23 protein-coding genes are annotated in these 23,566 nt (G+C 46.7%); 11 read left to right on the top strand and 12 right to left on the bottom strand.

Annotated features, from left to right (window positions below; all coding sequences use genetic code 11):
* Window positions 1–7: 7 nt before the first annotated feature.
* A complete protein-coding gene (locus JJU34_RS19955; RefSeq protein WP_228694186.1) occupies window positions 8–730 on the bottom strand; it encodes a DUF3307 domain-containing protein in 723 nt (240 codons plus the stop codon).
* The gene (locus JJU34_RS19960; RefSeq protein WP_228694187.1) at window positions 727–1,371 is read right to left on the bottom strand and encodes a SatD family protein; all 645 of its coding nucleotides are present in this window, start codon (window positions 1,369–1,371) and stop codon (window positions 727–729) included. The genes JJU34_RS19955 and JJU34_RS19960 overlap by 4 nt, the downstream gene beginning before the upstream one ends.
* 449 nt (window positions 1,372–1,820) lie before the next feature.
* Here JJU34_RS19960 and JJU34_RS19965 point away from each other — a divergent pair, with 449 nt between their 5' ends.
* From JJU34_RS19965 to JJU34_RS19980, 4 genes are all read left to right on the top strand, one after another.
* Window positions 1,821–2,579 (top strand): ABC transporter permease, encoded by a 759-nt coding sequence (locus tag JJU34_RS19965; protein ID WP_228694188.1) that lies wholly within the window; start codon window positions 1,821–1,823, stop codon window positions 2,577–2,579.
* A 6-nt stretch (window positions 2,580–2,585) separates the two neighbouring features.
* On the top strand, window positions 2,586–3,323 hold the full coding sequence (locus JJU34_RS19970) for an ATP-binding cassette domain-containing protein (protein WP_228694189.1): 738 nt from the start codon (window positions 2,586–2,588) through the stop codon (window positions 3,321–3,323).
* Between the two features lie 2 nt (window positions 3,324–3,325).
* Window positions 3,326–4,315, top strand: a complete 990-nt coding sequence (locus JJU34_RS19975) for an MlaD family protein (protein WP_228694190.1) — start codon at window positions 3,326–3,328, stop codon at window positions 4,313–4,315.
* A gap of 101 nt (window positions 4,316–4,416) precedes the next feature.
* Window positions 4,417–4,809 carry a VOC family protein gene (locus JJU34_RS19980; protein WP_228694191.1) on the top strand — a complete coding sequence of 131 codons (393 nt, stop codon included), beginning with the start codon at window positions 4,417–4,419 and terminating at the stop codon, window positions 4,807–4,809.
* Here the strand turns inward: JJU34_RS19980 and JJU34_RS19985 are convergent.
* Together JJU34_RS19985 and JJU34_RS19990 are read right to left on the bottom strand one after the other, a co-directional pair.
* Window positions 4,806–5,774, bottom strand: coding sequence for a nucleoside hydrolase (locus JJU34_RS19985; RefSeq protein ID WP_228694192.1), 969 nt, complete (start codon window positions 5,772–5,774; stop codon window positions 4,806–4,808). The two genes, JJU34_RS19980 and JJU34_RS19985, sit on opposite strands and share 4 nt — an antisense overlap.
* Window positions 5,775–5,872: 98 nt before the next feature.
* Window positions 5,873–6,844, bottom strand: a complete 972-nt coding sequence (locus tag JJU34_RS19990; protein WP_228694193.1) for a hypothetical protein — start codon at window positions 6,842–6,844, stop codon at window positions 5,873–5,875.
* 53 nt (window positions 6,845–6,897) lie between these two features.
* On the opposite strand from JJU34_RS19990, the gene JJU34_RS19995 reads away from it, so the two are divergent.
* The 4 genes from JJU34_RS19995 to JJU34_RS20010 all read left to right on the top strand — a co-directional run bounded on the left by JJU34_RS19995 (window position 6,898) and on the right by JJU34_RS20010 (window position 9,711).
* Window positions 6,898–7,983: an oxygenase MpaB family protein gene (locus JJU34_RS19995; protein WP_228694194.1), complete on the top strand. Its 1,086-nt coding sequence runs from the start codon at window positions 6,898–6,900 to the stop codon at window positions 7,981–7,983.
* Window positions 7,984–8,116: 133 nt separating this feature from the next.
* Window positions 8,117–8,398, top strand: coding sequence for a DUF2752 domain-containing protein (locus JJU34_RS20000; RefSeq protein WP_228694195.1), 282 nt, complete (start codon window positions 8,117–8,119; stop codon window positions 8,396–8,398).
* A complete protein-coding gene (locus tag JJU34_RS20005; protein ID WP_228694196.1) occupies window positions 8,391–8,774 on the top strand; it encodes a TM2 domain-containing protein in 384 nt (127 codons plus the stop codon). Before JJU34_RS20000 ends, JJU34_RS20005 begins: the two co-directional genes overlap by 8 nt.
* A complete protein-coding gene (locus tag JJU34_RS20010) occupies window positions 8,767–9,711 on the top strand; it encodes a DUF4097 family beta strand repeat-containing protein (protein WP_228694197.1) in 945 nt (314 codons plus the stop codon). Before JJU34_RS20005 ends, JJU34_RS20010 begins: the two co-directional genes overlap by 8 nt.
* Window positions 9,712–10,015: 304 nt before the next feature.
* On the opposite strand, the gene JJU34_RS20015 is transcribed toward JJU34_RS20010, so the two are convergent.
* From JJU34_RS20015 to JJU34_RS20025, 3 genes are all read right to left on the bottom strand, one after another.
* Window positions 10,016–11,764: an ABC transporter ATP-binding protein gene (locus JJU34_RS20015; protein WP_228694198.1), complete on the bottom strand. Its 1,749-nt coding sequence runs from the start codon at window positions 11,762–11,764 to the stop codon at window positions 10,016–10,018.
* 147 nt (window positions 11,765–11,911) lie between these two features.
* Window positions 11,912–13,612 (bottom strand): gamma-glutamyltransferase, encoded by a 1,701-nt coding sequence (gene ggt, locus JJU34_RS20020; RefSeq protein ID WP_228694199.1) that lies wholly within the window; start codon window positions 13,610–13,612, stop codon window positions 11,912–11,914.
* 186 nt (window positions 13,613–13,798) lie between these two features.
* On the bottom strand, window positions 13,799–14,137 hold the full coding sequence (locus tag JJU34_RS20025) for a hypothetical protein (protein ID WP_228694200.1): 339 nt from the start codon (window positions 14,135–14,137) through the stop codon (window positions 13,799–13,801).
* Window positions 14,138–14,594: 457 nt separating this feature from the next.
* Here JJU34_RS20025 and JJU34_RS20030 point away from each other — a divergent pair, with 457 nt between their 5' ends.
* On the top strand, window positions 14,595–15,239 hold the full coding sequence (locus JJU34_RS20030) for a hypothetical protein (protein ID WP_228694201.1): 645 nt from the start codon (window positions 14,595–14,597) through the stop codon (window positions 15,237–15,239).
* 21 nt (window positions 15,240–15,260) lie between these two features.
* Here JJU34_RS20030 and JJU34_RS20035 read toward each other — a convergent pair whose 3' ends face one another.
* Window positions 15,261–15,878, bottom strand: a complete 618-nt coding sequence (locus JJU34_RS20035; RefSeq protein ID WP_228694202.1) for a deoxynucleoside kinase — start codon at window positions 15,876–15,878, stop codon at window positions 15,261–15,263.
* A gap of 6 nt (window positions 15,879–15,884) precedes the next feature.
* The gene (locus tag JJU34_RS20040) at window positions 15,885–16,775 is read right to left on the bottom strand and encodes a 3-hydroxybutyryl-CoA dehydrogenase (protein ID WP_228694203.1); all 891 of its coding nucleotides are present in this window, start codon (window positions 16,773–16,775) and stop codon (window positions 15,885–15,887) included.
* Window positions 16,776–17,188: 413 nt separating this feature from the next.
* Between JJU34_RS20040 and eat the strand changes: the two genes are divergently transcribed.
* On the top strand, window positions 17,189–18,535 hold the full coding sequence (gene eat, locus JJU34_RS20045; protein ID WP_228694204.1) for an ethanolamine permease: 1,347 nt from the start codon (window positions 17,189–17,191) through the stop codon (window positions 18,533–18,535).
* On the top strand, window positions 18,528–19,892 hold the full coding sequence (locus JJU34_RS20050) for a glutamine synthetase (RefSeq protein ID WP_228694205.1): 1,365 nt from the start codon (window positions 18,528–18,530) through the stop codon (window positions 19,890–19,892). The genes eat and JJU34_RS20050 overlap by 8 nt, the downstream gene beginning before the upstream one ends.
* Before the next feature lie 85 nt (window positions 19,893–19,977).
* Here the strand turns inward: JJU34_RS20050 and JJU34_RS20055 are convergent, their stop codons facing one another.
* The 3 genes from JJU34_RS20055 to JJU34_RS20065 all read right to left on the bottom strand — a co-directional run bounded on the left by JJU34_RS20055 (window position 19,978) and on the right by JJU34_RS20065 (window position 23,540).
* On the bottom strand, window positions 19,978–20,853 hold the full coding sequence (locus JJU34_RS20055; RefSeq protein WP_228694206.1) for an HAEPLYID family protein: 876 nt from the start codon (window positions 20,851–20,853) through the stop codon (window positions 19,978–19,980).
* 132 nt (window positions 20,854–20,985) lie between these two features.
* The gene (locus tag JJU34_RS20060; RefSeq protein WP_228694207.1) at window positions 20,986–22,002 is read right to left on the bottom strand and encodes a PorP/SprF family type IX secretion system membrane protein; all 1,017 of its coding nucleotides are present in this window, start codon (window positions 22,000–22,002) and stop codon (window positions 20,986–20,988) included.
* Window positions 21,999–23,540 (bottom strand): PKD domain-containing protein, encoded by a 1,542-nt coding sequence (locus JJU34_RS20065; protein WP_228694208.1) that lies wholly within the window; start codon window positions 23,538–23,540, stop codon window positions 21,999–22,001. The genes JJU34_RS20060 and JJU34_RS20065 overlap by 4 nt, the downstream gene beginning before the upstream one ends.
* Window positions 23,541–23,566: the final 26 nt, after the last annotated feature.

Here is a 23,566-nt window from a genome sequence, read left to right on the forward strand (position 1 = left end):
ATTGGCGTTATGGCTCCAACAGTGTCAACACCGTCAACCCAGCTGCCACGGCAACTCCAAAGCTTAAAAGTGTACCGATCAAAATGTATTCGGTTAATTTACGGTCCTTGGATTCCCGTAAATCACCGAAGCGGAAGACGGACTTTGCAGCTAACAGAAAACCAATTGCCTGCCAGTTTCCGGTTACTACAAAGGTGAAGACGAATAGTCGTTCCAATATGCCAATGTATTTTCCGGCCTCTTTCAAGGATGCTTCGTTTGTGTCATCCAATGATTTCGACCAATTTGAAAGCGTTATTTGGATCGCTATGCCACTCACGCTGGTTAGAAATAGGAGTGCAGTTGTATAAATCCAAAACGAAGGTTGGTTAACCCATTCAGCCCATTCGGTTAGATTGATGGGCTCTTCTGACATGGTGATCCATAAAATCAATAGGGTCACTAGGTGGAGAGCTTGGTCTAATAAAAACCAGGTTGGTTTGTTATGTTCCTTTTGTCCATACAATTTGATTACATCGATGATACCATGGGACGTCAACACCAAAGCAGCCATAAGCCAATACTTGTAATCCCAGAGCAGTATCCACACCAGACTGCCGTGGATGAGGAGGTGTAGGTATAGCTTTATGGAAAGGGCCTTTTTCCGTTCCTTTTCCTCCACCCAAGATTTAGGTTGAAGTAAAAAATCACCGATTAAATGAGCTAATATTAGTTTGATGAGGAGGATCATCGTGTTAGTAGCATTAGTTTTTTTCGGAACATTTGTTCTACGGCCAGCAGATCTTGCGCATAGGACCTACTCCATCGACCACTGACCGAATTCTGCTTTATTCCCAATTGTTTTCCGATCTCCATTTGGGTAATATCCGGGGAATTAAGTACAATTTCGACTAATTCTGCGGACGAAACCGACCATTTGTCCATCAAATTTCCTGCAAGCTTCAGATACAGGTTTATTTCCTCATCAAAGGCGTGCCAAGGGCTTTGAATGGCGAGGTTTATATGGTTTTTTTTAAGTGAGTCAAACTGATTCCCCGCAAAGACAAAAGCCGGACCATTGCTTTCAGAAATTTTCGATCCAGTGTAGGTTTTTTCCCCTATCCCGATGGCCATGCGCACATCTATGGTGCTGATTTTCCTTCGCTGATCAATGGGCTCTATTCGTTTGATCAATGCCTTGATCTTTAAGGCGCTGAGGAGTGCCTCTTCTGGATTGGGGATTTCCAATTGAAAAAAATCGCCCCAAACTACCTCCCACGTACCGGGCGTTTTTCCCCAGCTAGTCAATAGTTGCTTGAGTGGGGATAGCCATTTCTCTTGGTCTATCAAATCTCTTGAAGCGACAATGTCTCCTTTTATGACTGCGATCATAGTGCTAATATCGTTGAATTTTACGATTATACCAAATATCGTTGAAATATACGATTATTTGAAATATCGCTTATATTAACGATAAATAAATAAACGCCCCAATTAGGTAGCAGTTGAATACCGTCTCGTACATCCCAAATTTCGAATATTTGGCGTAAACCGTATCAGTTTCAATAGAATGAATCCTGCTTTCTTCGTCAAACCGTCTCAAACCACTGATATTTTGAAAATAACTGACTTTTATCATGTTTTGTAAGGATATTCGGCAAGGTTCCCCAATGTATAAATAGCGATATTCGTCCATTCAGCAAGCGGGCAAGAATATCTGCTGGGAGGAAGACGAATAGAAGGTAGGTATTCTAGTCAGTTATGATCATCAATCTGTCATAACCAGTCCGTTTTGACTTTAGCACCATATAGCGTAAGACCTTTAAAACCAGAAACAAGAGATGAAGCAGTCCAGCTTTTTAAACGAAGTAGGCGAAATTGCCCGGTTTACCGGTCGGTTTTTTCGTGAGCTCTTCAAGCCAAAGCAGGAATACATTGAGTTTATCAATCAGTGTTTTTGGATCGGTTACAAGTCGCTTACGTTGGTAGGCATCACGGCGTTTATCATGGGGTTGGTATTGACGATTCAGTCCCGCCCGACCTTGGTTGAGTTTGGCGCTGAGGCCATGCTGCCAGCAATGGTGTCTGTTTCGTTGATACGGGAAATTGCGCCAGTGATTACGGCCCTGATCTGTGCAGGCAAAATCGGATCAGGAATAGGAGCCGAGCTGGGTTCGATGCGTGTAACCGAACAGATTGACGCCATGGAAGTGTCCGGTACCAACCCCTTCAAGTACCTGGTGGTTACGCGGGTGATGGCGGCTACCTTGATGGTTCCAGTGCTTTCCAGTGTGGCAAATGCAATCTCACTATACGGGGGCTATTTAGGGGTCAATATCCGTGGGCAGGTGAGTTGGGACCTGTATTGGACGCAGGTATTTAATGCGCTAAGCTTTGGTGATGTGCTGCCTTCTTTGGTGAAGACCTTCTTCTTTGGTTTTGTCATTGGTATTGTGGGTTGCTACAAAGGGTATTATTCTCAGCGGGGAACAGAAGGCGTGGGACGATCGGCCACTACAGCGGTAATAGTAGCTTCTTTATTGGTCTTTATCGTAGATTTGATAGCGGTGCAGATCACCGATTTACTGGGATTAACGTAAGGTGTGATGGAAAGAAAGGCAGTCATAGCGGTTTCCAATCTGTACAAATCCTTTGGAGATAACCATGTGCTAAAGAACTTTAACCTACAGGTGTACGAGGGTGAAAATCTGGTAGTACTGGGAAAGTCAGGCTCTGGTAAGTCTGTACTGATTAAGTGCATTATAAACTTAATACGGCCCGATACGGGGCAAATAGTCGTGTTGGGGCAGGATATCAGCTTACTGGATCAGGATGAGCTGGATCGGCTCCGTGCGGATGTGGGTTTTCTCTTTCAAAGCAACGCACTGTATGACTCCATGACGGTCCGCCAAAATTTGCTGTTTCCACTACGGCGGCATTGGACCCGCAAACAGCGTGATGAACATGCAGAGCAGGCGGTGCTGGATGCATTGGAAGATGTGGGCTTGGCCCACACCTTGCATATGATGCCCTCGGAACTGTCCGGGGGGATGAAAAAGCGGATCGCACTGGCCCGAACACTGATACTGCGTCCCAAGGTAATTCTCTACGACGAGCCGACTACCGGACTGGATCCCATCACTTCACGCGAGATCAGTGAGTTGATTGTGAAAGTGCAACACAAGTACCAGGCGGCATCAGTCATCATTTCTCACGATTTGAGCTGTATACGTCTTACCGCCAACCGGGTGGTTATGCTGCTGGAAGGAAAGTGTTATGCGGAGGACACGTACGAAAACTTAACGCGGTCTACTGACCCAAAAATCCGAACATTCTTTGAATAGCCATGAGCACAAACTATAAAATATCAAACGCAAAACTTGGAGCATTGGTGATAGCTGGGCTGTTGTTTCTGGTATTGACCCTCTACATGATTGGCAAAAACCAAAATATTTTTGGTGCTTCCATCCAGGTTGTTTCGGTAGTAAAGGACGTTTCCGGGCTGATGCCGGGAAACAATGTCCGATACAAAGGAATGAATGTGGGTACCGTAAAATCCGTAGAAATGGCCGACGACGGCAACATTCATGTGACGGCTTACATACAGCGGAGGATGAAGCCTTTTGTCCAAAAAAAATCCTATACGAGCATTTCTACCGATGGATTGATGGGAAATAAGCTCTTGATGATTATTCCCATGGAAGGAGAATCTACATTTATTGAAGAAGGCGATACCCTCTATGGAAAACCCGGGACCGATATGGATAGGATGATTGAAAAGTTGGATCAAAGTAGCGATTACCTGAACCATACGCTTTTAAATCTAGCCGCAATCAGCGATCGCTTGGCAGAAAGCAACGGGTTGTGGGAGTTGTTGGCTGATACCGCTATCACCGTAGACATCAGGGAGGCCGTAGCCTCTATCCGGGAGGTTGGACGTCAGTCCCGCGAAATGGCCCGGGCAGGAAGATCTCTTGTCCAAAATCTGGAAGCGGGAGATGGCTTGGTCAAGCGTTTTTTTACCGATACCGTGATGGTTGACAACGTGGAGATCACGCTGGAGAATTTGCAGGAAGGCAGTCAACAGGCGGTAGGCCTCATGGAGGAAATCAATCAGGTCCTACAAAGATTGGATGCTGGCGAAGGAGCCGCGGGGATGCTGCTAACAGATAGCACGGCAAGGGAAAGTCTTGCCAATACACTTTGGAATATCGAAAAGAGCACAGAGAATTTCAACCTGAATATGGAAGCATTAAAGGAGAATTTTTTATTTCGAAGGTATTTTCGACGTCAAGCAAGGCAGGAGCGAAAGTCTGAAGAAAAGGAGGGTCTTTAGTAATCTATGTTCTAGAACACATAGCTCGTTGGTGGTAGTCCCATGTCCCATTGGACTTTTGGTACAGAGAGTGTATATTCGGTGACACAAATGATAGAACAATGAAAATAGAACATTTAGCACTCAATGTGGCCGATCCCTTGGCAATGGCAGCATGGTATGAAGAACACCTCGGCCTCGTTGCGGTAAAGAAAATGCATGAATCGCCTTTTATGATTTTTTTGGCGGATGACAGCGGTAAAATAATGATCGAAATTTATCAAAATCCCAAAGCGAGTGTGTTGGATTTTCGATCGCTTGATCCACTCAAGCTTCACCTGGCTTTTGTATCGACAGATCCGGGCGTAGACGCCCAGCGCTTAAAGCGAGCTGGGGCTACCGAGGTAAGCGACGACACCCTCCCGGATGGTACCCGCCTGGTGATGCTTCGAGATCCTTGGGGGTTGGCCCTCCAGTTGGTCAAACGCGCTAAGGACTTGCTGCCGAATCCCTAAAATTCGTCTCGGTAAATGCCTACCATCAATGCGTCGATGATTTTCGCTACTTCTCCGGGAGCGGTTTTAGGAACCAAGTAGGCATGGGAAGAGGTGCCTTGCGTATCCCAATGGTTACTGCCGTCTGCTGCCACCACGCAGCGCCCTCCTGTAACGAGATCCCAGTACGCTTTATCGGCGGATACTGCGTATAAAATGGAGGTTTGATCCCAGCTTTGGCGACCTGCAAACCCGTTGTACAATTGGTAAGCACGCCAAACAGGGCTGGATCTGTCCAAGTAGCTTTCAAGAAAACGTCCACCGGTGATGATATCGTTTCCCAGTTCCCAACCCGAAAATACCACCTTTCCGGGCCAATTTTCTACCGAATATACCGTAGAAGCGGGGTCGGGACGGTAGAAGTTTGCCTCTTTTCCGCTAGGATACATACCACCCATGCAGGACCAAACCTTTACCTTCTGTAGGGCCAATTCCTTGCCGCTTAGGGGACTTAAACTATCTGGTTCTGAACGCAAAAATGAAGCGAAATTAGTCAAATGTCCGACAGTAATAATGACTACGCTGGTATCCGGTGACTCTGTCAAAAGTTTTCGGTACAGCCAAACGGCGTCTTCTCCGTCTTCGTAGTCTTTGATTCGACTGGGAAATTCTTCGCTGATTGCTCGGGTATACTTAGAAATTGGATTTAAAGGGATTCCCTTTTCCACACCGATAGGTATTTCTGGCCTACCGAAGTAGTGATTTAGTGCATCCGTGCAAGCAGGGGCGTACGGATCGTCGCTCGTCACAATGATACCGAGTAAGGTCAACCTTTCGTGGTCGGCCAAGGTGTGCAGCATAGCCAAAGCGCCTACGTCATCCACGTCCGAGTCCATGTCGGTATCAAATAGGATACGCAGCTCTTGGGCTGAAAGGGATGGAGTTAACAGTATCCATCCAAGAAATACAGGTAAAAGGAATTTCATTTTTCTAACTATTTTTGGTTGGATATTTCACAGGGTTTGCTGATCAGCTCAGTGGCGAAAGACAACCAAATGCCATGGAGATTATTTTGGAAAGCGTATTACTTAAGTCGGTCCATGACCAAAATGAGTTTATCCTTACGAGGACTAAGCGCCATCCGACTGATACCACCATACCCCGGCACCGAAACAATTGCAAACCGCACCCATCCCTCTTTTTTTTTCACATGACGGAAATAGAGATCCTTTCCCCTCGCCATGATCACGCGGTTTTTGTCAAGCCACAAAAAGTCTTCGGATCCCGGGAGGGTAGGACCTAGATTTTCAATGGTACGGGTTTTCGGGTCATACGCCTTCAGCGTATAGGTAATTCCTTCGGCAGTGGACGTGGACTGGCTGTGGTCTATGAAACCAATGCTTCTTTGGTTGGGTCTTGGCTGCACGCAGCGGCCTACGTCAAACGCAATCGGCTGTATATCTGCTTTGCTGTAGGGAAAAACCAACTTGTTGACTTCATCACCTACGACAGAAAGGGCGGCTACCTCACCGGCCCAGCCATAGTACCCCACGGGACTGATGTCATCGTAAAGTAGCTCCGGCTCTCCGAAATTTATCGGATAAAGCCACAGACGTTGCCTGCCGTCTTCTTCCACGCGCACCGCCGAAATGTAGGTCCCACAGGCAGTAAGTGCAGGAGAGTATTCACTCACTTTGTCAGTACGCGTCATGTTGGTGAATTTTTTTGTTTCAAAGTTGTAAAGAATGATATCGCTGCTTCCATTTTTTGCTCTAGAGGTGAACACCAGCTGCTGATTGTTGATAAAGTAGGGTTGGTTGTCGTACCCGTCCCGGTTAGTAATCTGCTGGGCGCTTCCCGGGACCACCTGCAAGCCTACCGCACTGGATTTGGTATCTAGCAGAATAAGGTCAAAAGCCTCCTGTGCCAACACAGGCCGCAGACAAGTAATGGTAAAAAAAAGCAACTGGCAAGCAGCTAGTTTGTGGATGAGGGATCGTGATATCCAGCATTCGTTGGGATTGGTTGGGCGTGAATGATTTAGACGCAGAAACATGTGTTTCGGGTTAGAATTTTCGAACTAAAGTACAAAATACTGGTTGAAATCTGGTGGAGAAACTAGATTTATATACGGTACAAGGTCTTCAGCGGCTCAGGAGTAAGCAAGATCCACTGGCGGATAACGCCGTTCAGGCACTGCTTGCAGCGCCAGAATGGGCTATTCGGATCAACGAATGGGAAAATTTACCCGAGCGTCCGGATCCCGGAATGCCTAGGGACTTGGCGGGTTTTTTGGCTTTTTACCGAGGTGCTACATGGAATCCGGACGCTGAAAAAATTTCCCGTGCCCAGAATTTTTTCGAAAAGCATGCCACGGTATACCTTAGCCTGTTGGGATTTTATTCACTTCCTTATACCTATGCCTTTGCAGATGGCGCTCAGGTTTTGGTTCGATCCAAGCGGATTTTAGAAAATACGGGTAGGAGGTTGGATGAAACGCTTTATTTTGTTCTGGAGGCTTTCCGACCAGGTACATTTTTGGGAAATGAACAGAGCCTGCTTACCTTGGCGAAAGTCCGTTTGATTCATGCATATTCCAGACATTTTATCCAAGCATATGTCAGAGATTGGGATCCTGCCTGGGGTCAGCCCATCAATCAGGAAGACCTACTGGGAACCAACTTATCCTTTAGCCTTATCGTGATGAGAGGGTTTGGTAAAGCGGGCATATCCTGTAGCCAAGTGGATATAGAAGCCATGTTGCATTATTGGAAATGGATTGGGTATGCGAATGGGGTAGATGTGCGGTATTGGCCGGACACTGCAAAGGAAGCCTATTGGCTTGAAAAGCGTATCAGGGAGCGGCATGTGCGTAAAAGTGATGCAGGCACATTGCTTATTGGCAAGTTGCTGCAGTTTTATCAGGAGACATTGCCTACGAGTGTCCCTATTCAGCTGCTGGAGGGGTTGATCGGACATTTTCTGGGTGCAGGGATGGCGGATGTGCTCTCACTCTCCAAAAGCAAGCTCGTCCCTGATACGGCTTATCGATTTTTAGTGAATACCGGCTTCTTTACCCCAACAGGCAGCTTGGATAGTTACCCCAGGATTCGTCGTTTTTTTGAACAGCAGCTCACAACCAAGTATGGAGAACCTCTGCTTTTACACATACCGGTTCCAAATAAGCGTTCATAGCGTGAATGTTCGATATCGGACAAAAAGTGTTCGTTATTTCTTCCCTTATTTTGGTCCATAGGGCTTTTCTGGTGTTTTTTCGCGTATTTTCGACTTGGCATTCTATTAGTGTAGGAATGTTCGAACCGAACATATGCGTATCCCTTTCGACTTATTCATCTGGCTGGCGGCACTAATTGGTATTGCCCTGATTCCACTAGACGTGGAGGCACACCTGAGTATTTGCCCTATACACAACCTAGGATTTTCTTGGTGTCCGGGGTGTGGATTGGGTAGGTCCATGAAATATCTAATGGTAGGAGATTGGCAGCGTAGCTGGGAGATGCATCCGTTGGGCGGGTTCGCTTTCCTGGTAATAGGAATTCGGCTGGTTGAAATTATCAAGCATATCAAAACTATAAAAAATTATGGCTAATGTATTAAAGCACCTTCCGGAGTTGGAGGGTATGGAATTGGGGTATATTCAGGGTGTCCTTAAAAACATGGATGACGAGCAGGCAAACCTTTTTGCTCAGGTGTATCGTGCCAGACGAAAGGACAGTCAAATGATCTTAATTCTTACTCTGCTGGGATTCTTTGGTTTTGCCGGCTTGCACCGCTTTATTTTGGGACAGATTGGATTGGGTATCCTATACCTGTTGACGGTTGGCTTGTGCTTTATTGGAACGATCGTAGATTTGGTCAATTACAAAAGCCTGGCCTATGAATACAATATTAAGATCGCCCATGAAACCCTCTCTTTGATGGCCAATGGTTTCGATGTAAAAATTAAAGGTGTTGGCGATGAATAGAGTTGCATCTGTCCTTGCAGTTCCGTTTTGTGGGCTATTACTAGTTGCCTGCAACTTTGGGCCGGTAGAAGTTATCACAGATGAAGAAGAGACATTCGACGGAATCTCTGAAATATCCGTACAGGGTGGAACCTTGGAAGTGAGCTATGTGGGCGCTGAAAGTACTACTCAGGTTACTTTAAGTGCGTATCTGGAATCCAACGATCCGGTCTCGGACGGAATTGTCTTCAAACGAAAAGGAGATAGGCTTGAGGTATTTTTGCCGGTTACCGATAGTCCGTTTTCGTTTTGGACAGGCAGGACCAAAGGATACGTACACTTGACCGGACCCAAAGATATCAAGCTGGACCTGAAAGGATCCTCGGGGGTATTGGACGTAGCCCATATTCGCGGCGATTCCTTCGATTTCAGTATCAGTTCGGGTAGAATGGAGCTGACAGATGTGACCTGTGAAACCTTGAAGATAGCCTGTTCGTCGGGAAAATTGGAAGCTTCTAAAATTAATGGCAACGTGGATCTCCGTTTGTCCTCTGGATTGGCCGTGCTAAAAAACGTAGAGGGAGATGTGTACTTTAAGGGATCTAGCGGGAGTGTAAGCATCAAGGAAGTCTCCGGAAGGGTAAGTGGTGTGATGAGCTCTGGCAAAGCCACGGTGGATAAGGTACAGGAAATCGGAAATCTCAGTGTTTCTTCCGGATATATGCGGTTGGCGGATGTTAGTTTGGGTTCGGAAACCCACCTTTCCGTTGCTTCGGGAATGATGAAAGTGAGTATCAACCATTCGCTTTCCAACTACAATTATGATTTTACGGTTGGAAGCGGGTATTTGTCGATTGGTGAACAGAGCGGTTCTAAAGATGTACGTATTGACAACGGATCAAGCTATACTATAAAAGGTAATGTACAATCGGGAAAGTTGGAACTGGATGCACCTTAAACCGTTTGGTGGATTCTGTTTGATCGATTGAGCAAAGGATGAAGCGCTTTTTAACTTGCTGGTAGGGTTATTTTTGACTTTAGTCGGGGAGAAATCCCTATCGCTGGGTCGTAGTTGCTTATTTCTCTCTGTTTTGGATCGGGGCATCAATCCAGAACTTTGGCTATAGGCAGGTTTAGACGGGGTTATAGTCGCTACAGATACTACGAATAGGACTAAGATATGGAACTTCCTCATACCCTAAAGTATCTAAAATGCCCTAACTTCGCTACCTGTATTTTGTCCGAAAAAAGGAGGAATACGCTTAAATTTTTGCTTGGTAAGTATATAATTGAAAATACCGACCTGTCATTGCCAATAGCTCCTCGTGCCGTCCTCGTTCTACGATTTGCCCTTTTTCGATTACGAGAATTTGATCTGCCTGCCGGATGGTACTCAAGCGGTGGGCAATAACGAAGGTCGTTCTGCCTTTCATCAGATCCTTTAGGCTGGCTTGGATATATTGCTCGCTTTCCGCATCTAAATTGCTGGTTGCCTCATCCAAAATCAGGATCTTTGGGTCTGCCAATATAGCCCTTGCAATGGCGATTCGTTGCCGCTGGCCACCGGATAGTTTAACCCCCCTTTCACCGATAAGGGTGTCCAATCCATCTTCAAAGCGGTCCGTAAATTCGTTCACGTAGGCTGCGTTTACAGCTTGTATCAGGCGATCTTCCCCAGCATTTGGACGGGGAAAAAGGATGTTTTGGCGTATGGTTCCCTCGAATAAAAAATCATCCTGTAAAACCACCCCGAGTTGGTTTCGGTAGCTGTCCAGTTGTAGTTGTCTCAGGTTATAGCCGTCTACGGTGATCGTTCCGGAAGTTGGGTTTAAAAAAGAAGCTACCAAGCCGGATAGGGTAGTCTTTCCAGAACCAGAACTACCTACCAGTGCGGTCACCGACCCTGCGGGCGCATGGAAGCTGATGTCTTTGACCACCGGTTTGCCTTCCTCGTAAGCGAAAAAAACGTTTTCGAACCGAACATCTCCTTTTAGTTCTGGTACCGCGAGGGTGCGCATACCATCGGCGGTCTCCAAAGGCTGATTCATTAACTCTTCCGTTCGATCTAAACCGGCAAAGGCTTCCGTAAGTTGGCTGCCGATATTGCTCATTTGCAAAATGGGAGCTATCATAAACCCTAGTAATAGGGTAAATGCTAGAAAGTCGCCAAAAGTGAGGGTTTCGGTCATGATCATGTACCCACCTATGCCCATGATCCCCGCAGATGCCAAGCCCAACAGGAGGGTTGCCGCACTCGTTACAAAGCTGGTGGTGGTTAGACTGCTCTTAACGTTCAGGAATAGGCGATTTACTCCTCCTTCAAACGTGTTGATTTCCTGGTTTTCCGCGTTGAAGCCTTTGATGACCCGTATTCCACCCAGCGTTTCTGTGAGCCTCCCGGTCACTTCTGCGTTTATCTTTCCTCGTTCCCGAAAAATGGGCCTGATTTTACCAAAAGCCTTCATCGAGATAAGACCGAATACTCCTACGGGAATCAACACAAACAGGGTGAGCGTGGGGCTGATTACAATCAACAACACCAGGCATATAATGGACGTTAGTACGCCTCCAACCATCTGAGCCAAGCCTGTTCCTACCAGATTACGGACCCCTTCTACGTCGGTCATCACACGGGAAACCAATTCGCCGGTCTTTGCGGTATCAAAAAACCTGATTGGCAAGCGAATGATATGGGCCTGAACCTGTGCCCGAAGTTTGGAAATTAAATGCTGTGCTTCGACACTCAGGATCTGGGTAAGTGCATAGGAACTAACGGACTGTATGATAACCGCCCCCGCAACTGCTGCGATGAGCCATTTCAAAAAATCAAAATTGGCAGAAGGTATGACGTCATCCATTAGGTATTTGGATGCCCAAGGCAGCACCAAACCGGACAACCTGCTGACGACGATAAGGGACAGACCAATAAATACTTGTTTCCTCCGTGGCCATATGATGGTTTTAAACACTTTGGAAATGGTCACGCGGTTAGGGAGCTTTTTCTTGGCCATGTTGGTGTAGGATCGCTTTTACGACCTTTACTAAATGCAAATCCGCCTACTTTGGTTCATTTGGCTTGTTTTTATTGACGTACAATGGCCCCAGGAGGGAACCATACGATTACCATTGAAACCAAGGCAGGCGGAGAGGGTTTTAGGCTAGAAGCCTGCTGCTGCATCCATGCCTCGAGGATCGGCTCCGCCCTCTAATCTGCCGTCTGGTAAGCGGAGAATAGCATCCACTCTGCCAATGCCACTTCTTTCTGACAAAACATGTCCCTTTGCTTCCAATACCTCCTGTAAATTTCCCACCAATGCTCCCTTTTCATAGAAGACCACCTCAGGTTGCCATTGGCTGTGAAATCGTTTTTCGTTTACAGCCTCCTGCATGCCCATGCCAAACTGAATCACGTTGACAATGGTCTGAAATACAGAGGTAGGAATTGTGGATCCTCCGGGCGTACCGACCACCATAAAAAGCTCACCGTTTTTTTCCAGGATGGTTGGCGTCATAGAACTAAGCATGCGCTTGCCGGGCTCTACTTTGTTGGCTTCGCCTCCTAATACGCCAAACATATTTGGATGGCCGGGTTTGATGGAAAAATCGTCCATTTCGTTGTTGAGTATAAAACCCGCACCATCTACGACCACGGAGGAACCCATGCCACCATTTAGGGTAGTGGTACAGGATACCGCGTTACCCATAGGATCTACTACCGAAAAATGCGTGGTTTCTTCACTCATGCTAAGCAATTGGCCCTCTTGGATTTCGGCAGAGGGGGTTGCTTTTTCCGGATTAAAACTTAGGAACCGGCTCCTTAAGTAACCCTCGTCCAAAAGTGATTCGATGGGCACAGGGTAGTAATCCGAATCGGCCATGTAAGCCGCCCTGTCGGCGTAAACACGTCGTTCCATCTCCGTTTTGAGGTGCAGGTATTCTGCATAACGATCCCCCTTATTAGAAACCTCGTAGTCCTTCATGGTACCCAGCATCTGTAAAATGATCAATCCACCACTGCTAGGTGGTCCCATTGTGATTACTTTGTAGTCTTTGTAGTTGCCTATAAGTGGTTCTCTCCAAGTGCTCTCGTACGTTTCCAGATCTTCCAAGCTGATGATACCACCGCCACGTTCCATCTCGGCCACGATATAATCGGCAACCGGACCGGCGTAGAATCCTTCACGTCCGAGATCTCGGATTCGTGTAAGGGTTTCAGCCAGCTGGGGCTGAGTCAACAAGTCGTCTTTAACCCAATCCTTGCCTGTAAACTGAACCGGATCAACGGTAGAGTATTGCTGAAAGTTTTCCTTGGCGCGGTTGAATTTGTTGGCCTCATCTTCAGTTAGTACAAATCCGTTTCCGGCTAGATCTACCGCGGGCTGTACCAAATCTGCCCAAGGCAAACTGCCGAATTTTTCGTACGCCTTGACCATACCGTCCACAGCTCCGGGTACTCCGGAAGCCAGGTGTCCTTTGAGACTAAGGCGGTCTATGACTTCGCCGTTTTCATCCAAGTACATGTCGGGATGGGCACGTAGCGGTCCGCGCTCTCTAAAATCGAGGCTATGGTAACTGCCTTCCTGCTGCCGGATTACAAAGAAGCCACCGCCGCCAATATTTCCCGCTTCGGGATATACGACGGCTAGGGCGAAGTGAACAGCGATCGCAGCATCCACCGCATTGCCGCCTTTTTCCAAGATGGATTTACCCACCTCGGAGGCCAATGGATGGGCCGACACCACCATGGCTTTGTCTGTAATCAAGCCAGTGATTACCTCTTCTTGAGGTGAAGAACAGGCAGACCAAATTGCTACAAGAAGTAATAAGGGAAATTTTCGGAGGAAAAATCGTGCATTCATATACGTTGGGGGTTAGTGGTTATGAAGCCTTTCGTGTGGTTTAAGCGGGTGTTGCCACCAAAACAATCAAAAGGCAACGTAATTTTAACCAGTATTTTTGAATTTAGAAAAAAAACTTTCGAATACCTTTGATTTCAGTACGCTGTTACCATCAGATGAGCTGAAATAGTAGGTAGTCCAATCAAGTTATTCGCTGGACATTTCTCGAAGAAAATTGCCGATCTCATTTTCCAGCTCCAGGATTTTTTCCAAGAAGGGAGGGTACAACGTTTCAAATTGATCCGGAATATTTTTTTCCAGTTGTTCCAGTTCGTCCCGCATAAAGGAGGACCCCAAATACAGCATGGTAGGTTTCGATTTGTGGCAGGTCTTGCGCAGTTTATCGTAATCCCCGGATTCGAAAATGGAAGCCAGATTTTTGAGTTCCTTGATATTGGTAGCAAGGATAAGTCCCAACATCTCCGAAACCATTTCCTCGTCTTCGAAAAAGTGAAATATTTTTTCCTTATCTAGGTAGTTGAACATGGCGCTAAGTTGTGGTTTTTCAGGGTGCATCCAATGTGTTGGAGACCGGAAAAGCTAGGGTAAAATTACGTAAGTTTGCACGGAAAATAACCATTGGGTTAAAAAAATAGCAAATGCCGGTAGTCGAAGCCAAACCGACCCGTGAACTTTTTATGCATGGGTATGTTTTGAACGAAAGGATGGTTTTTCCATTTGACCTATTAAAACAGTGATGAACCCATGAACAAGAACAAATTGGTTTTTCTAATACTAGGGATCGTATTTTTGCTTATCATGATGTATATAAGTTGGGATATTGCTACTAGAACTACGTTTCCGGGCTCTAAAGGCAATTTGAAGGAGCGTATGGTACCCTCTTCCGACGAACCTGTACGATAGTACCAACTTGAACCGATGGTTTTACATTCGTTCCAGGTTTTATTTTGTCTTTAGCATTCATCAACAAATCCCCCTTCCATTGCATCATCTAAAAGTATCTTACCTTATCCAAGCCTTGGACCTTGCCGGACAAGCAGTACTCCCAGAGCGCCTGTTAGAAGCGAAGGATTCCTTGTTGGACGACAAAGCGAATGGATTCCTGATGCAAGGATACCAGGCATTGGATGGGGTAGGCGCAGCTCCTAGGCTGAAAAATCTTACATTTGACTTTCAGTTGGATCGCTGCCTATTTGTGTTTGATGACGAGGTTCATTTCAATCGCTATCGGTTGGAAACGCTACGGAGTGAGCTCTACTCGGCGTTTTATTTTCCGTGGCATGGAGCCTATTTGCGGCTTTGTCGTCAGCAGGAGAAACAGTGTATGCAGTCCGGCATGCAGCAGCGTATTTGGTATGGTCCACCCTTAGCAGCCAAGTGCTTTGGTGAATCGGAGGAGCCTGGAGATCTTGCCGGTAATGGGTCAGCAGGATGGAAGCTAAATGCTTACAACGACCTTCAATACGATTTAATCTCCCGGCTTCACGGCTACAAGTTGATACGGCTATCCGGGTATGAAAACCTGATGGTAGGGGGTAGTCTGAAGAAAGTAGACCAACTTTTGTTGCGGCCTGATGAAAAGACGCTTGGGTTATTAGCGAATTGGCTTTTAAGAAAAACGGAATAATTTCCACTAAAGTAGGTTAGATCAGCGAAATAACCCGTAGAGTTCTCGGTCTATGTTTTCAACGATCCCTGCGAAATCTTCCTGTCGGCCCACAAAATCCAGCTTAGAAACGTCCACGATCAACAACTTGCTGTATTGGTAGCTAGAGATCCACCGTTCATATTGTTGATTGAGGCTCTTCAGGTAGTCTATACGGATACTTTTCTCAAAATCCCTGCCCCGTTTTTCGATCTGGGCAACCAGAGTCCCTATGTCTGATCTGAGGTATATAAGCAAATCTGGCGGCGAAATGAATTTGATCATCGAATCATACAAACCCCGGTAGTTTTCGTAGTCTCTGGGGGATAAGATATTGTTTTCATAGAGGTTTGCCGCAAAGATATGCGCATCTTCGTAGATGGTTCGGTCCTGTACGGTGCTAACGGAATCCTGCATGATGCGACTCATCTGCTGAAACCGGCTATGCAGAAAAAACACTTGCAGGTGAAAGGCCCATTTGGGCATGTCCTCGTAAAAATCGGCCAGGTAGGGGTTGTTTTCGACCGGTTCAAACTCAGCTTTCCACCCGTAGTGTTTGGCAAGGCGGTTGGTTAGGGTGGTTTTTCCGCACCCGATATTTCCAGCAATTGCGATATGCATGGCTTCTTAGGATTTAAATCGGGGTGAAACGTCAAAATCTTTGTACCCATTCTTGTAGGCATAAAAGCCTTCTCCGGACTTGACTCCGGTATATCCTGCCTCTACCATATTTACCAACAAAGGGCAGGGGGCATATTTGGGATTACCGAAGCCCTGATATAGTACCCTTAAGATGGACAGACATACGTCCAATCCGATGAAATCGGCCAATTGAAGCGGACCCATGGGGTGTGCCATTCCAGTTCGCATCACGGTATCAATTTGCTCTACTCCGGATACGCCTTCATGCAGCGTATAGATGGCTTCGTTTATCATGGGCATCAAGATTCGGTTTGCGACAAAGCCCGGGTAATCCTGCACTTCTACGGGATCTTTTTGAATCTGCCGACTTAACTCCATGATGGTGCCACAAACTTCGTCAGAGGTGCCGAATCCCCGTATCACTTCCACCAACTTCATGATCGGCACTGGATTCATAAAATGCATACCAATGACTCTATCAGGCCTTCTGGTGCTAGCTCCTAGAGCGGTGATGGAAATGGATGAGGTATTAGAGGCCAAAATGGCTGTGGATGGACTCAGTTCGTCAAGTTTTTTAAAGAGCTCTTTTTTTAGCGCAGCCTCCTCCGTAGCAGCTTCGACCACTAGATCTGCTTGGGCTACGCCAGGTTGCATATCCAAAAAAGTGTGGATTCTGGCCATCGTGGCCTGCTTTTCAGTTTCCTCGATCTGATCCTTCTTTACCTTTCTATCCAAATTGGAAGAAATGGACCTAAGGGCCCGTTCAAGCCGGTCCTCGGATAGATCCACTAGGGAAACCTGAAAGCCGTATTGGGCAAATACATGGGCAATTCCGTTGCCCATGGTGCCGGCACCTATGACGCTTATATGTTTCATCCGTATAGGAACTATTGGTTGAATGCAATGCAAAGGTAGGGGCCTTAGCCCGAATAAACCAGTTTCTTATGGTCTATTCAATCAAGCACCAGGTAAGCGGTTAAGAAGCAGTTGCAATGCGGGGAGGAGGGTTTTTACTTTCGAGGTTCCCTTTGAGAGGAACGGTGCTCCGATCCGTTTATTCAAATCTGTAAATAAAACGGACGAACGATAGTCCAAACTGCTTACTCCGGGGTAGCCATCTGAAGGGTGAATTTTCTGATTTTCTTCCTTAATTGCGTGTACAAATACGCTTTTCTTTGATATATTTAAAAATTCAACAAAGAAACTTTTGATCTAATGCATTTGCATGAAAGTCAATTCCATCGCTACGCTTACACCAATTCGCAACCACCAATCACCACAGCCAATCTATGAGTCAACAAACTACAAGCAATGAGCAACTTAAAAAAACGCTAGGTCCCTTTATGCTATGGGGTCTGGGCGTGGGGTACGTTATTTCTGGGAATTATTTCGGATGGAACCTAGGTTTAGCCGAAGGAGGCACCTGGGGTTTGGCGATCGCCGTAGCCTTTATAATTGTCATGTATATCACGTTTACTTTCAGCTATACCGAGATGGCCTGCGCTATTCCCAAGGCTGGAGGAGCTTTTGCCTATGCAGAAAGAGGCTTGGGACGGCATTTGGGGTTTCTTACTGGAATGGCTCAAAACATCGAGTTTATTTTTGCTCCTCCCGCAATAGCCGCAGGTATTGGTGCTTACTTTTCCATCTTTTTCCCGCAACTGGACGTGATTTGGATTGGGATATTTGCCTATTTTATATTCACAGCCCTCAACATATCCGGCCTTCAGGTGGCGGCCTCCTTTGAGTTATTTATCACCATCGTGGCAGTGGGCGGCTTGATTTTGTTTGCCACAGTGGCACTTCCGGAGGTAGAACTCAAAAACCTGCACCAAAACGCCTTGCCCAACGGGTATATGGGGGTGGTCGCAGCGATTCCATTTGCCATTTGGTTTTTTTTGGCCATTGAGGGTGTCGCCAACGTAGCCGAAGAAACCATCAATCCGCAAAAGAATATCCTTATCGGATTTGGTACCGCATTGCTTACCCTGATTGTTTTATGTGTGCTAACCTTTACCTCAGCGGCCGGTGTGGCGGGCTGGGAGGCGGTTGTATTCCCAGAGGGCAGTACGGAACCTTCAGACAGCCCGTTGCCCATGGCGATGGCATTGATTGTGGGGAGCGACCATATTTTGTATCAGTTGCTCACCTTTATCGCCCTGTTTGGCCTGGTGGCTTCCTTCAATGGGATCATTCTGGCGGCTGGCCGATCAACCTTTGAGTTTGGCAGGGTAGGCTATGCACCGCGTTCGTTTGGTAGGGTAAATTCAAGGTTCAAGACTCCGGCCAATGCGCTCCTTTTCAACATGGCTATCGGAATCATTGCCTTGCTTACAGGTAAAACCGGAGAGATCATTACCATTGCTGTCTTCGGTGCGTTGGTGCTGTATATACTTTCCATGGTATCTTTTTTTGCATTACGTAGAAAGGAACCGGATATGGTGCGTCCCTTTAAGGTACCGCTTTATCCGCTGTTTCCAGCCACCGCATTGGTGATTGCAATTATTTCATTGGTAGCCATGATCATCTATAATTTTCTACTGGCCCTGATATTTTTTGCGATGCTGATCGGTGCCTACATTTTCTTCCGATTATTTATTTACAAACACTTGGAAAAAGAAAACGGACATGCATAAGACGATAGAGGAAATTAAGGCCTATCTGCAAGATAATGAATTTACCAAGGTAAAACTTGCGATCGTGGACATAGACGGTATCCTTCGTGGCAAAATCGTCTCTGCGGATAAATTTCAATCCATCCTTGATGGAGGGATGGGTTTTTGTGCCGTAGTGTTTGGATGGGACATGGACGACAAATCTTATGACAATGTGAAGGTGACCGGCTGGCATAACGGCTATCCGGATTTTGACGCTATGGTTGATGTGGATACCATGCGTCATATCGTCTCCGAGGGCAATATTCCTTTCTTTCTGGCTGATTTCAGCGATTCTTCGGGTGTAGGGCTGGATGTATGTCCACGAACCCTCTTAAAGCGTATCCGAAAACAAGCTTTGGCCGAAGGGTTCACTCCTTTATTCTCAGAGGAGTTCGAGTGGTTTAACTTTGAAACAACGCCCGATACATTTCACGCTACCGAACCCGGTAAAGCAAAGCCGTTGACACCGGGTATGTTTGGATATTCTATATTGAAGTCGTCCCAAAAATCCGCTTTCTTCCACGATCTATTTGACTCCTGTACCGGATTTGGTATTCCGCTGGAAGGGCTACACACGGAAACTGGACCGGGGGTCTACGAAGCAGCCATTCAATACGGTGATGTGCTGGAAGCCGCCGACCGCGCCACGCTGTTCAAAACTACCGTAAAGGAAGTGGCCTATCGACACGGTTTGATGGCGACGTTCATGGCAAAGTGGTCTGAAAAGTTGCCGGGAAATGGGGGACATGTACACCAAAGCCTATGGGATTTGGAAAAAAAGACGAATCTTTTTTACAATCCCTCTGACCGCTACCACATGAGTGAGACCATGAAGCACTATGTGGCCGGACAGCTACACTGCCTTCCTCATATGTTGCCCTTGGTCGCGCCGACCATCAATAGCTACAAGCGCCTGGTAGAGGGGGCTTGGGCTCCTACAACGCTCACCTGGGCCTTTGACAATCGTACTACCGCGCTGCGTGTGCTTTCCAGAAGCAAATCTTCCACTCGCTTAGAAACCCGAGTAGTAGGTTCCGATGTCAACCCTTATTTGGCCATGTCTGCCTGTTTGGCGGCGGGATTATACGGTATTAGACACAAAATTCCCTTAGAACAGCCTGCGACTTTGGGAAACGGTTACCGCGACTTTAGTAACGGTACCATTCCTGCATCGCTGGGCGAGGCCACAGCGGCGATGAAGACCTCTACAGTGGCAAGAGAGCTCTTTGGGGAAGCATTTGTGGACCATTTTTGCGCCACAAGAGAATGGGAGTGCAGGGAATTTGCTTCTACAGTCACCGATTGGGAGCGCAAGCGTTACTTTGAGATTATCTAAATGGCATGCGTGAACCCGTTGCCGGCAAAGTGGCCCATTGGTTGAAATAAAACAGTGAGCCGCTATTTTTTGCCAAATGGATGCCTCAATGCATAGACTTGAAACCGGGCTCGTAGATGAGGCGGGCAAAAGAACTGAGGCCTCGGTTCTCCCTATTTAATGGGATACCGCTTACAATACCTATCATCAGGTTTTCAGAGAGTCCCACACGCATTTGGGGACGAACGGTGGTGATAAGGTTCCCATTGATCAATTCTTTGTTGACTTCTACCCCGATAAAATTCCGGGTGCCGGAGATCATGTAGTGAAAGTTGGTATTGATCTCGTAAATGTGTTCGGTATGGCTATGGGCAAATTCCCGGATCAATCGAGGACCTGTATAGATCAAGGTGTGGTAGTTTAGTCCCCAACGTTTGGCGGCCACAAAGAAGGGGTTGAAACTATTTCCCTTATAGAGACCTTCCTCTGAAATTTTATTGAGGTCCGTAAACTCAAATTCATGGATATATCCCAGCGCTAAGGTGGTATTGTACTTTTCGGATACCATAAACGACCATTGTGCGGCCAATTTCAGGCTTTCAATGCGGTTGGATGGTGCTGTGTTCCCTGCGGAAGTACCATAGAAGGTTAGTGGGACTTCTATCTCCAATCCCAGACGGTCGATGGGTGCCCATTCGTATTCAACGAGTGCCTCGTATTCATCGTAGTTTCGGTCTGCTTTCATCCCAAACCCATAGTTCCATTCTTTTTCTCCTTTACGAGCTCCCAAGTCTCGGATAAGATCGATGTAAAGAGGCTCTGCGTGGAGTACTTTTGGTTTTTCACCGGGTACATTTTCGATTTCAAAAATGAATACGCTGTCGAGGTAGATGTTTTCTAACCGGATACTGTCTCGGTCGGTGGTTTGGGCCTGGGCAAAAAAGGAAATCAATATGCCAACTAATACCAGGTACTTTTTCATTTCCGTTACGGCTATATTCACGCTGCGATTAATTCAAATTCGGCTGCAAAGGTAGAAAATTTAAGGCATAAACATGAGACCACTTGGTAGTTTGGTAAATATCTGAAGGATCTAAAAAATCCTCGAGGTTTATCAAAAAGGGCAAGATAGAATGGTTCTTCGCTGGTTACGCCTTCTTGGGTCTCCGGCTAGCCAGGCATAGCGCACAGAGATTTCGTGTGCGCCAGCAGTGCTGCGTCCAAACGCGGACAACATATAGTCGTAACTGTACCCGATAGATACACCTGTTTCTAATGTTACACCAAGTAGACCAACCAATGTGGCTTGATAAGGTAGGTCTTCGGAACTGACCAATCCCCGATATCCCAATCCACCCACGAACATGCCGTATTGCTGTTGTATGTTCAAATCTAGTTGTTTAAATGGCCCCTGTTCTTTGTAATTGGCGGAGAGGATGATATAGTTATCAGGAATGCCGTTTCGAAGATCACGCGCGTTTACATCGATCATATAGCCACTATGAACGCTCCATTTTACTGGGAGTCGATGGTCGTTATCATCGATAAAAAAAGTGTAGCTCGGTCTGGAAACGTGATGGGCACTGGTTCCCAGCCAAAACCGATGGTTCATAAATAGGGCTCCGAAGGAATAATCCAGGTAATTCACGGGTTCCTGAAGGGCCAGTGCATCTAAGCTGGTGGGGTTCACCGTCCGGTCAAACAAATTGATTTGATCCCCAAATACCAGATGGTCCAGTGCCGCATTCCGCATGACGTAAGATAACTGCCCACCAAACCTCAAAGAACTGAAATCGTCGAGCTGTAGATTGTAAGCATAATGAAGGCTCACATCGGTAAATTTCAATTTCATGTGTGTCTCTTCAAAGCTATTGATGGCGAATCCAACGCCGCTATTGTAATCAAAAATATAATGATCGATGTAGGCGGAATAAGAGTTGAAATCATAGCCAAGGCCAGGCCATTGCTTCCGGTAGTTTACACCTACTCTAGAAAGCTCCGTGGATCCGGCGAAAGCAGGGCTCAAATACAAGGGAGCAGCGTAAAACTGGGAAAACTGAAAGTCTTGCCCCCGAAGCTGAGTACCTAAGGCTATGAAAAGGAGCGATATCAGGGTGATCTTCTTCATCATCTTACCAATAAAAATACTCCGGTTTTGGTAAAAGGCCTACCATCCATCGTGCTATATTTTACCTGATACACATAATTTCCCGGTACTGCGTCTTCGCCGTTCAGTCGCCCATCCCAACCGACAGACTGCAGTTCATCGGTGTGAAAAACAATCTCTCCCCATTTATTCATAATTCTAAAGTCGATACTTGCGACTTGTAGAAATTTGGGAAAGAAATAATCGTTTATACCATCTGCATTGGGACTGAAGATATTCGGTACCACCATAAAGTGGTCGAGTACGGTGATCTCCATGGTATGCAGGTGTTCGCAGCCAAAGATATCGACCGCCTGCAGAGAGATCTCGTATGTGCCTTCTGTATGGTACCGGTGGACAGGATTTGCCTCCAAGCTCCCATTGCCATCCCCAAAGTCCCAATAGAAGGTCAATATATCACCGCTACTTTGGTTGATAAACTCTATATCGAAATTTACCAAGTGTGCTTGATACTGTAAAAACGACTGGGATCGGTATTCACCTGCTAGTATTACACGGCTATTAGCCACATCATAGGACTCTACGAATTGACATCCTTCGGCATCGGTGACGTTTAGGGTATACAGTCCCGGTTCATCCGTTTCCATCCGGTAGCCATTGTTTGAAACCAGCCCGCTGCTCCATTGAATCGAATAGGGGGCCACCCCGCCATCGATATTTAGCTCAAACACCGTGTTAATTTCCCTCGGCTCGCATTGGGCTTCTTGGTAAGTAATGGTAGATACTGCAATAGGCCGGGGTCTACGTACCTGAAACCGCTGCGTAGCAAAACATCCAGCACTGTCCAATACTTCTACGGAATATTGCCCTGAGGAAAGGTTTTGAATATTTTGCGTTTCTGCACCATTGCTCCACCTAAATTGAAATGGAGGGCGCCCACCGGATACAACTAGGTTGATGCTGCCGCTTTGCCCGTTGTCGCATACAAGGGCATCTTCAACGATTCCCGTAACGATCAGGATATCAGGCTCTGTAATAGAAAATTCTCTTCGGATCACACAGCCGTCGTTTTCAGTAATGCTGACCCCATAGTCACCAGGCGGTAAATTGAAGAGAGCTGCACCCTCCGGACCATGATCCCAAATGGCACGAACTGGTCGCTGCCCGCCTACCAGGTTTAGGTTGATATAACCGTCGTTTTCGCCAAAGCAGGTAACGTGGCCCACCTCGGGGTTCACATCAAATACGGGTACCTCCGGAATGGTTACAGCTTCTACCGTTGTACAGCCGTTTGCGTCGGTCACGGTTAGCTCGTAAAAACCCGGACCTAATCCGCTCAGATTTGGCTGGATCGAGCCAAAATTCCAACTGATTTGGTAGGGGGCCACGCCTCCGGCAATTTCAGAGGAAATACTTCCATCGTTTGAATTGTAGCAGCTAACTTCGGTTGCCGAAAGCGCAATAGTCAGTGGGGTAGGTGGTTCAAGGATCAGGATGTTTTCCAAGGTAACCTGGCAGCCGTTTTCATCCGATACCATTACCGTGTAGTTTCCAGCAAACAAATTGGTCGGGTTTTGACCGATTACAT

Origin of the sequence: Lunatimonas sp. (assembly GCF_020832325.1) — a bacterium.
Taxonomy (GTDB): Bacteria; Bacteroidota; Bacteroidia; order Cytophagales; family Cyclobacteriaceae; genus Lunatimonas.

Coding starts and splice junctions, on each gene's coding strand:
- JJU34_RS19955 (WP_228694186.1), bottom strand. CDS start 730: ATGATCCTCCTCATCAAACTAATATTAGCTCATTTAATCGGTGATTTT.
- JJU34_RS19960 (WP_228694187.1), bottom strand. CDS start 1,371: ATGATCGCAGTCATAAAAGGAGACATTGTCGCTTCAAGAGATTTGATA.
- JJU34_RS19965 (WP_228694188.1), top strand. CDS start 1,821: ATGAAGCAGTCCAGCTTTTTAAACGAAGTAGGCGAAATTGCCCGGTTT.
- JJU34_RS19970 (WP_228694189.1), top strand. CDS start 2,586: ATGGAAAGAAAGGCAGTCATAGCGGTTTCCAATCTGTACAAATCCTTT.
- JJU34_RS19975 (WP_228694190.1), top strand. CDS start 3,326: ATGAGCACAAACTATAAAATATCAAACGCAAAACTTGGAGCATTGGTG.
- JJU34_RS19980 (WP_228694191.1), top strand. CDS start 4,417: ATGAAAATAGAACATTTAGCACTCAATGTGGCCGATCCCTTGGCAATG.
- JJU34_RS19985 (WP_228694192.1), bottom strand. CDS start 5,774: ATGAAATTCCTTTTACCTGTATTTCTTGGATGGATACTGTTAACTCCA.
- JJU34_RS19990 (WP_228694193.1), bottom strand. CDS start 6,844: ATGTTTCTGCGTCTAAATCATTCACGCCCAACCAATCCCAACGAATGC.
- JJU34_RS20000 (WP_228694195.1), top strand. CDS start 8,117: ATGCGTATCCCTTTCGACTTATTCATCTGGCTGGCGGCACTAATTGGT.
- JJU34_RS20005 (WP_228694196.1), top strand. CDS start 8,391: ATGGCTAATGTATTAAAGCACCTTCCGGAGTTGGAGGGTATGGAATTG.
- JJU34_RS20010 (WP_228694197.1), top strand. CDS start 8,767: ATGAATAGAGTTGCATCTGTCCTTGCAGTTCCGTTTTGTGGGCTATTA.
- JJU34_RS20015 (WP_228694198.1), bottom strand. CDS start 11,764: ATGGCCAAGAAAAAGCTCCCTAACCGCGTGACCATTTCCAAAGTGTTT.
- ggt (WP_228694199.1), bottom strand. CDS start 13,612: ATGAATGCACGATTTTTCCTCCGAAAATTTCCCTTATTACTTCTTGTA.
- JJU34_RS20025 (WP_228694200.1), bottom strand. CDS start 14,137: ATGTTCAACTACCTAGATAAGGAAAAAATATTTCACTTTTTCGAAGAC.
- JJU34_RS20035 (WP_228694202.1), bottom strand. CDS start 15,878: ATGCATATCGCAATTGCTGGAAATATCGGGTGCGGAAAAACCACCCTA.
- JJU34_RS20040 (WP_228694203.1), bottom strand. CDS start 16,775: ATGAAACATATAAGCGTCATAGGTGCCGGCACCATGGGCAACGGAATT.
- eat (WP_228694204.1), top strand. CDS start 17,189: ATGAGTCAACAAACTACAAGCAATGAGCAACTTAAAAAAACGCTAGGT.
- JJU34_RS20050 (WP_228694205.1), top strand. CDS start 18,528: ATGCATAAGACGATAGAGGAAATTAAGGCCTATCTGCAAGATAATGAA.
- JJU34_RS20055 (WP_228694206.1), bottom strand. CDS start 20,853: ATGAAAAAGTACCTGGTATTAGTTGGCATATTGATTTCCTTTTTTGCC.
- JJU34_RS20060 (WP_228694207.1), bottom strand. CDS start 22,002: ATGATGAAGAAGATCACCCTGATATCGCTCCTTTTCATAGCCTTAGGT.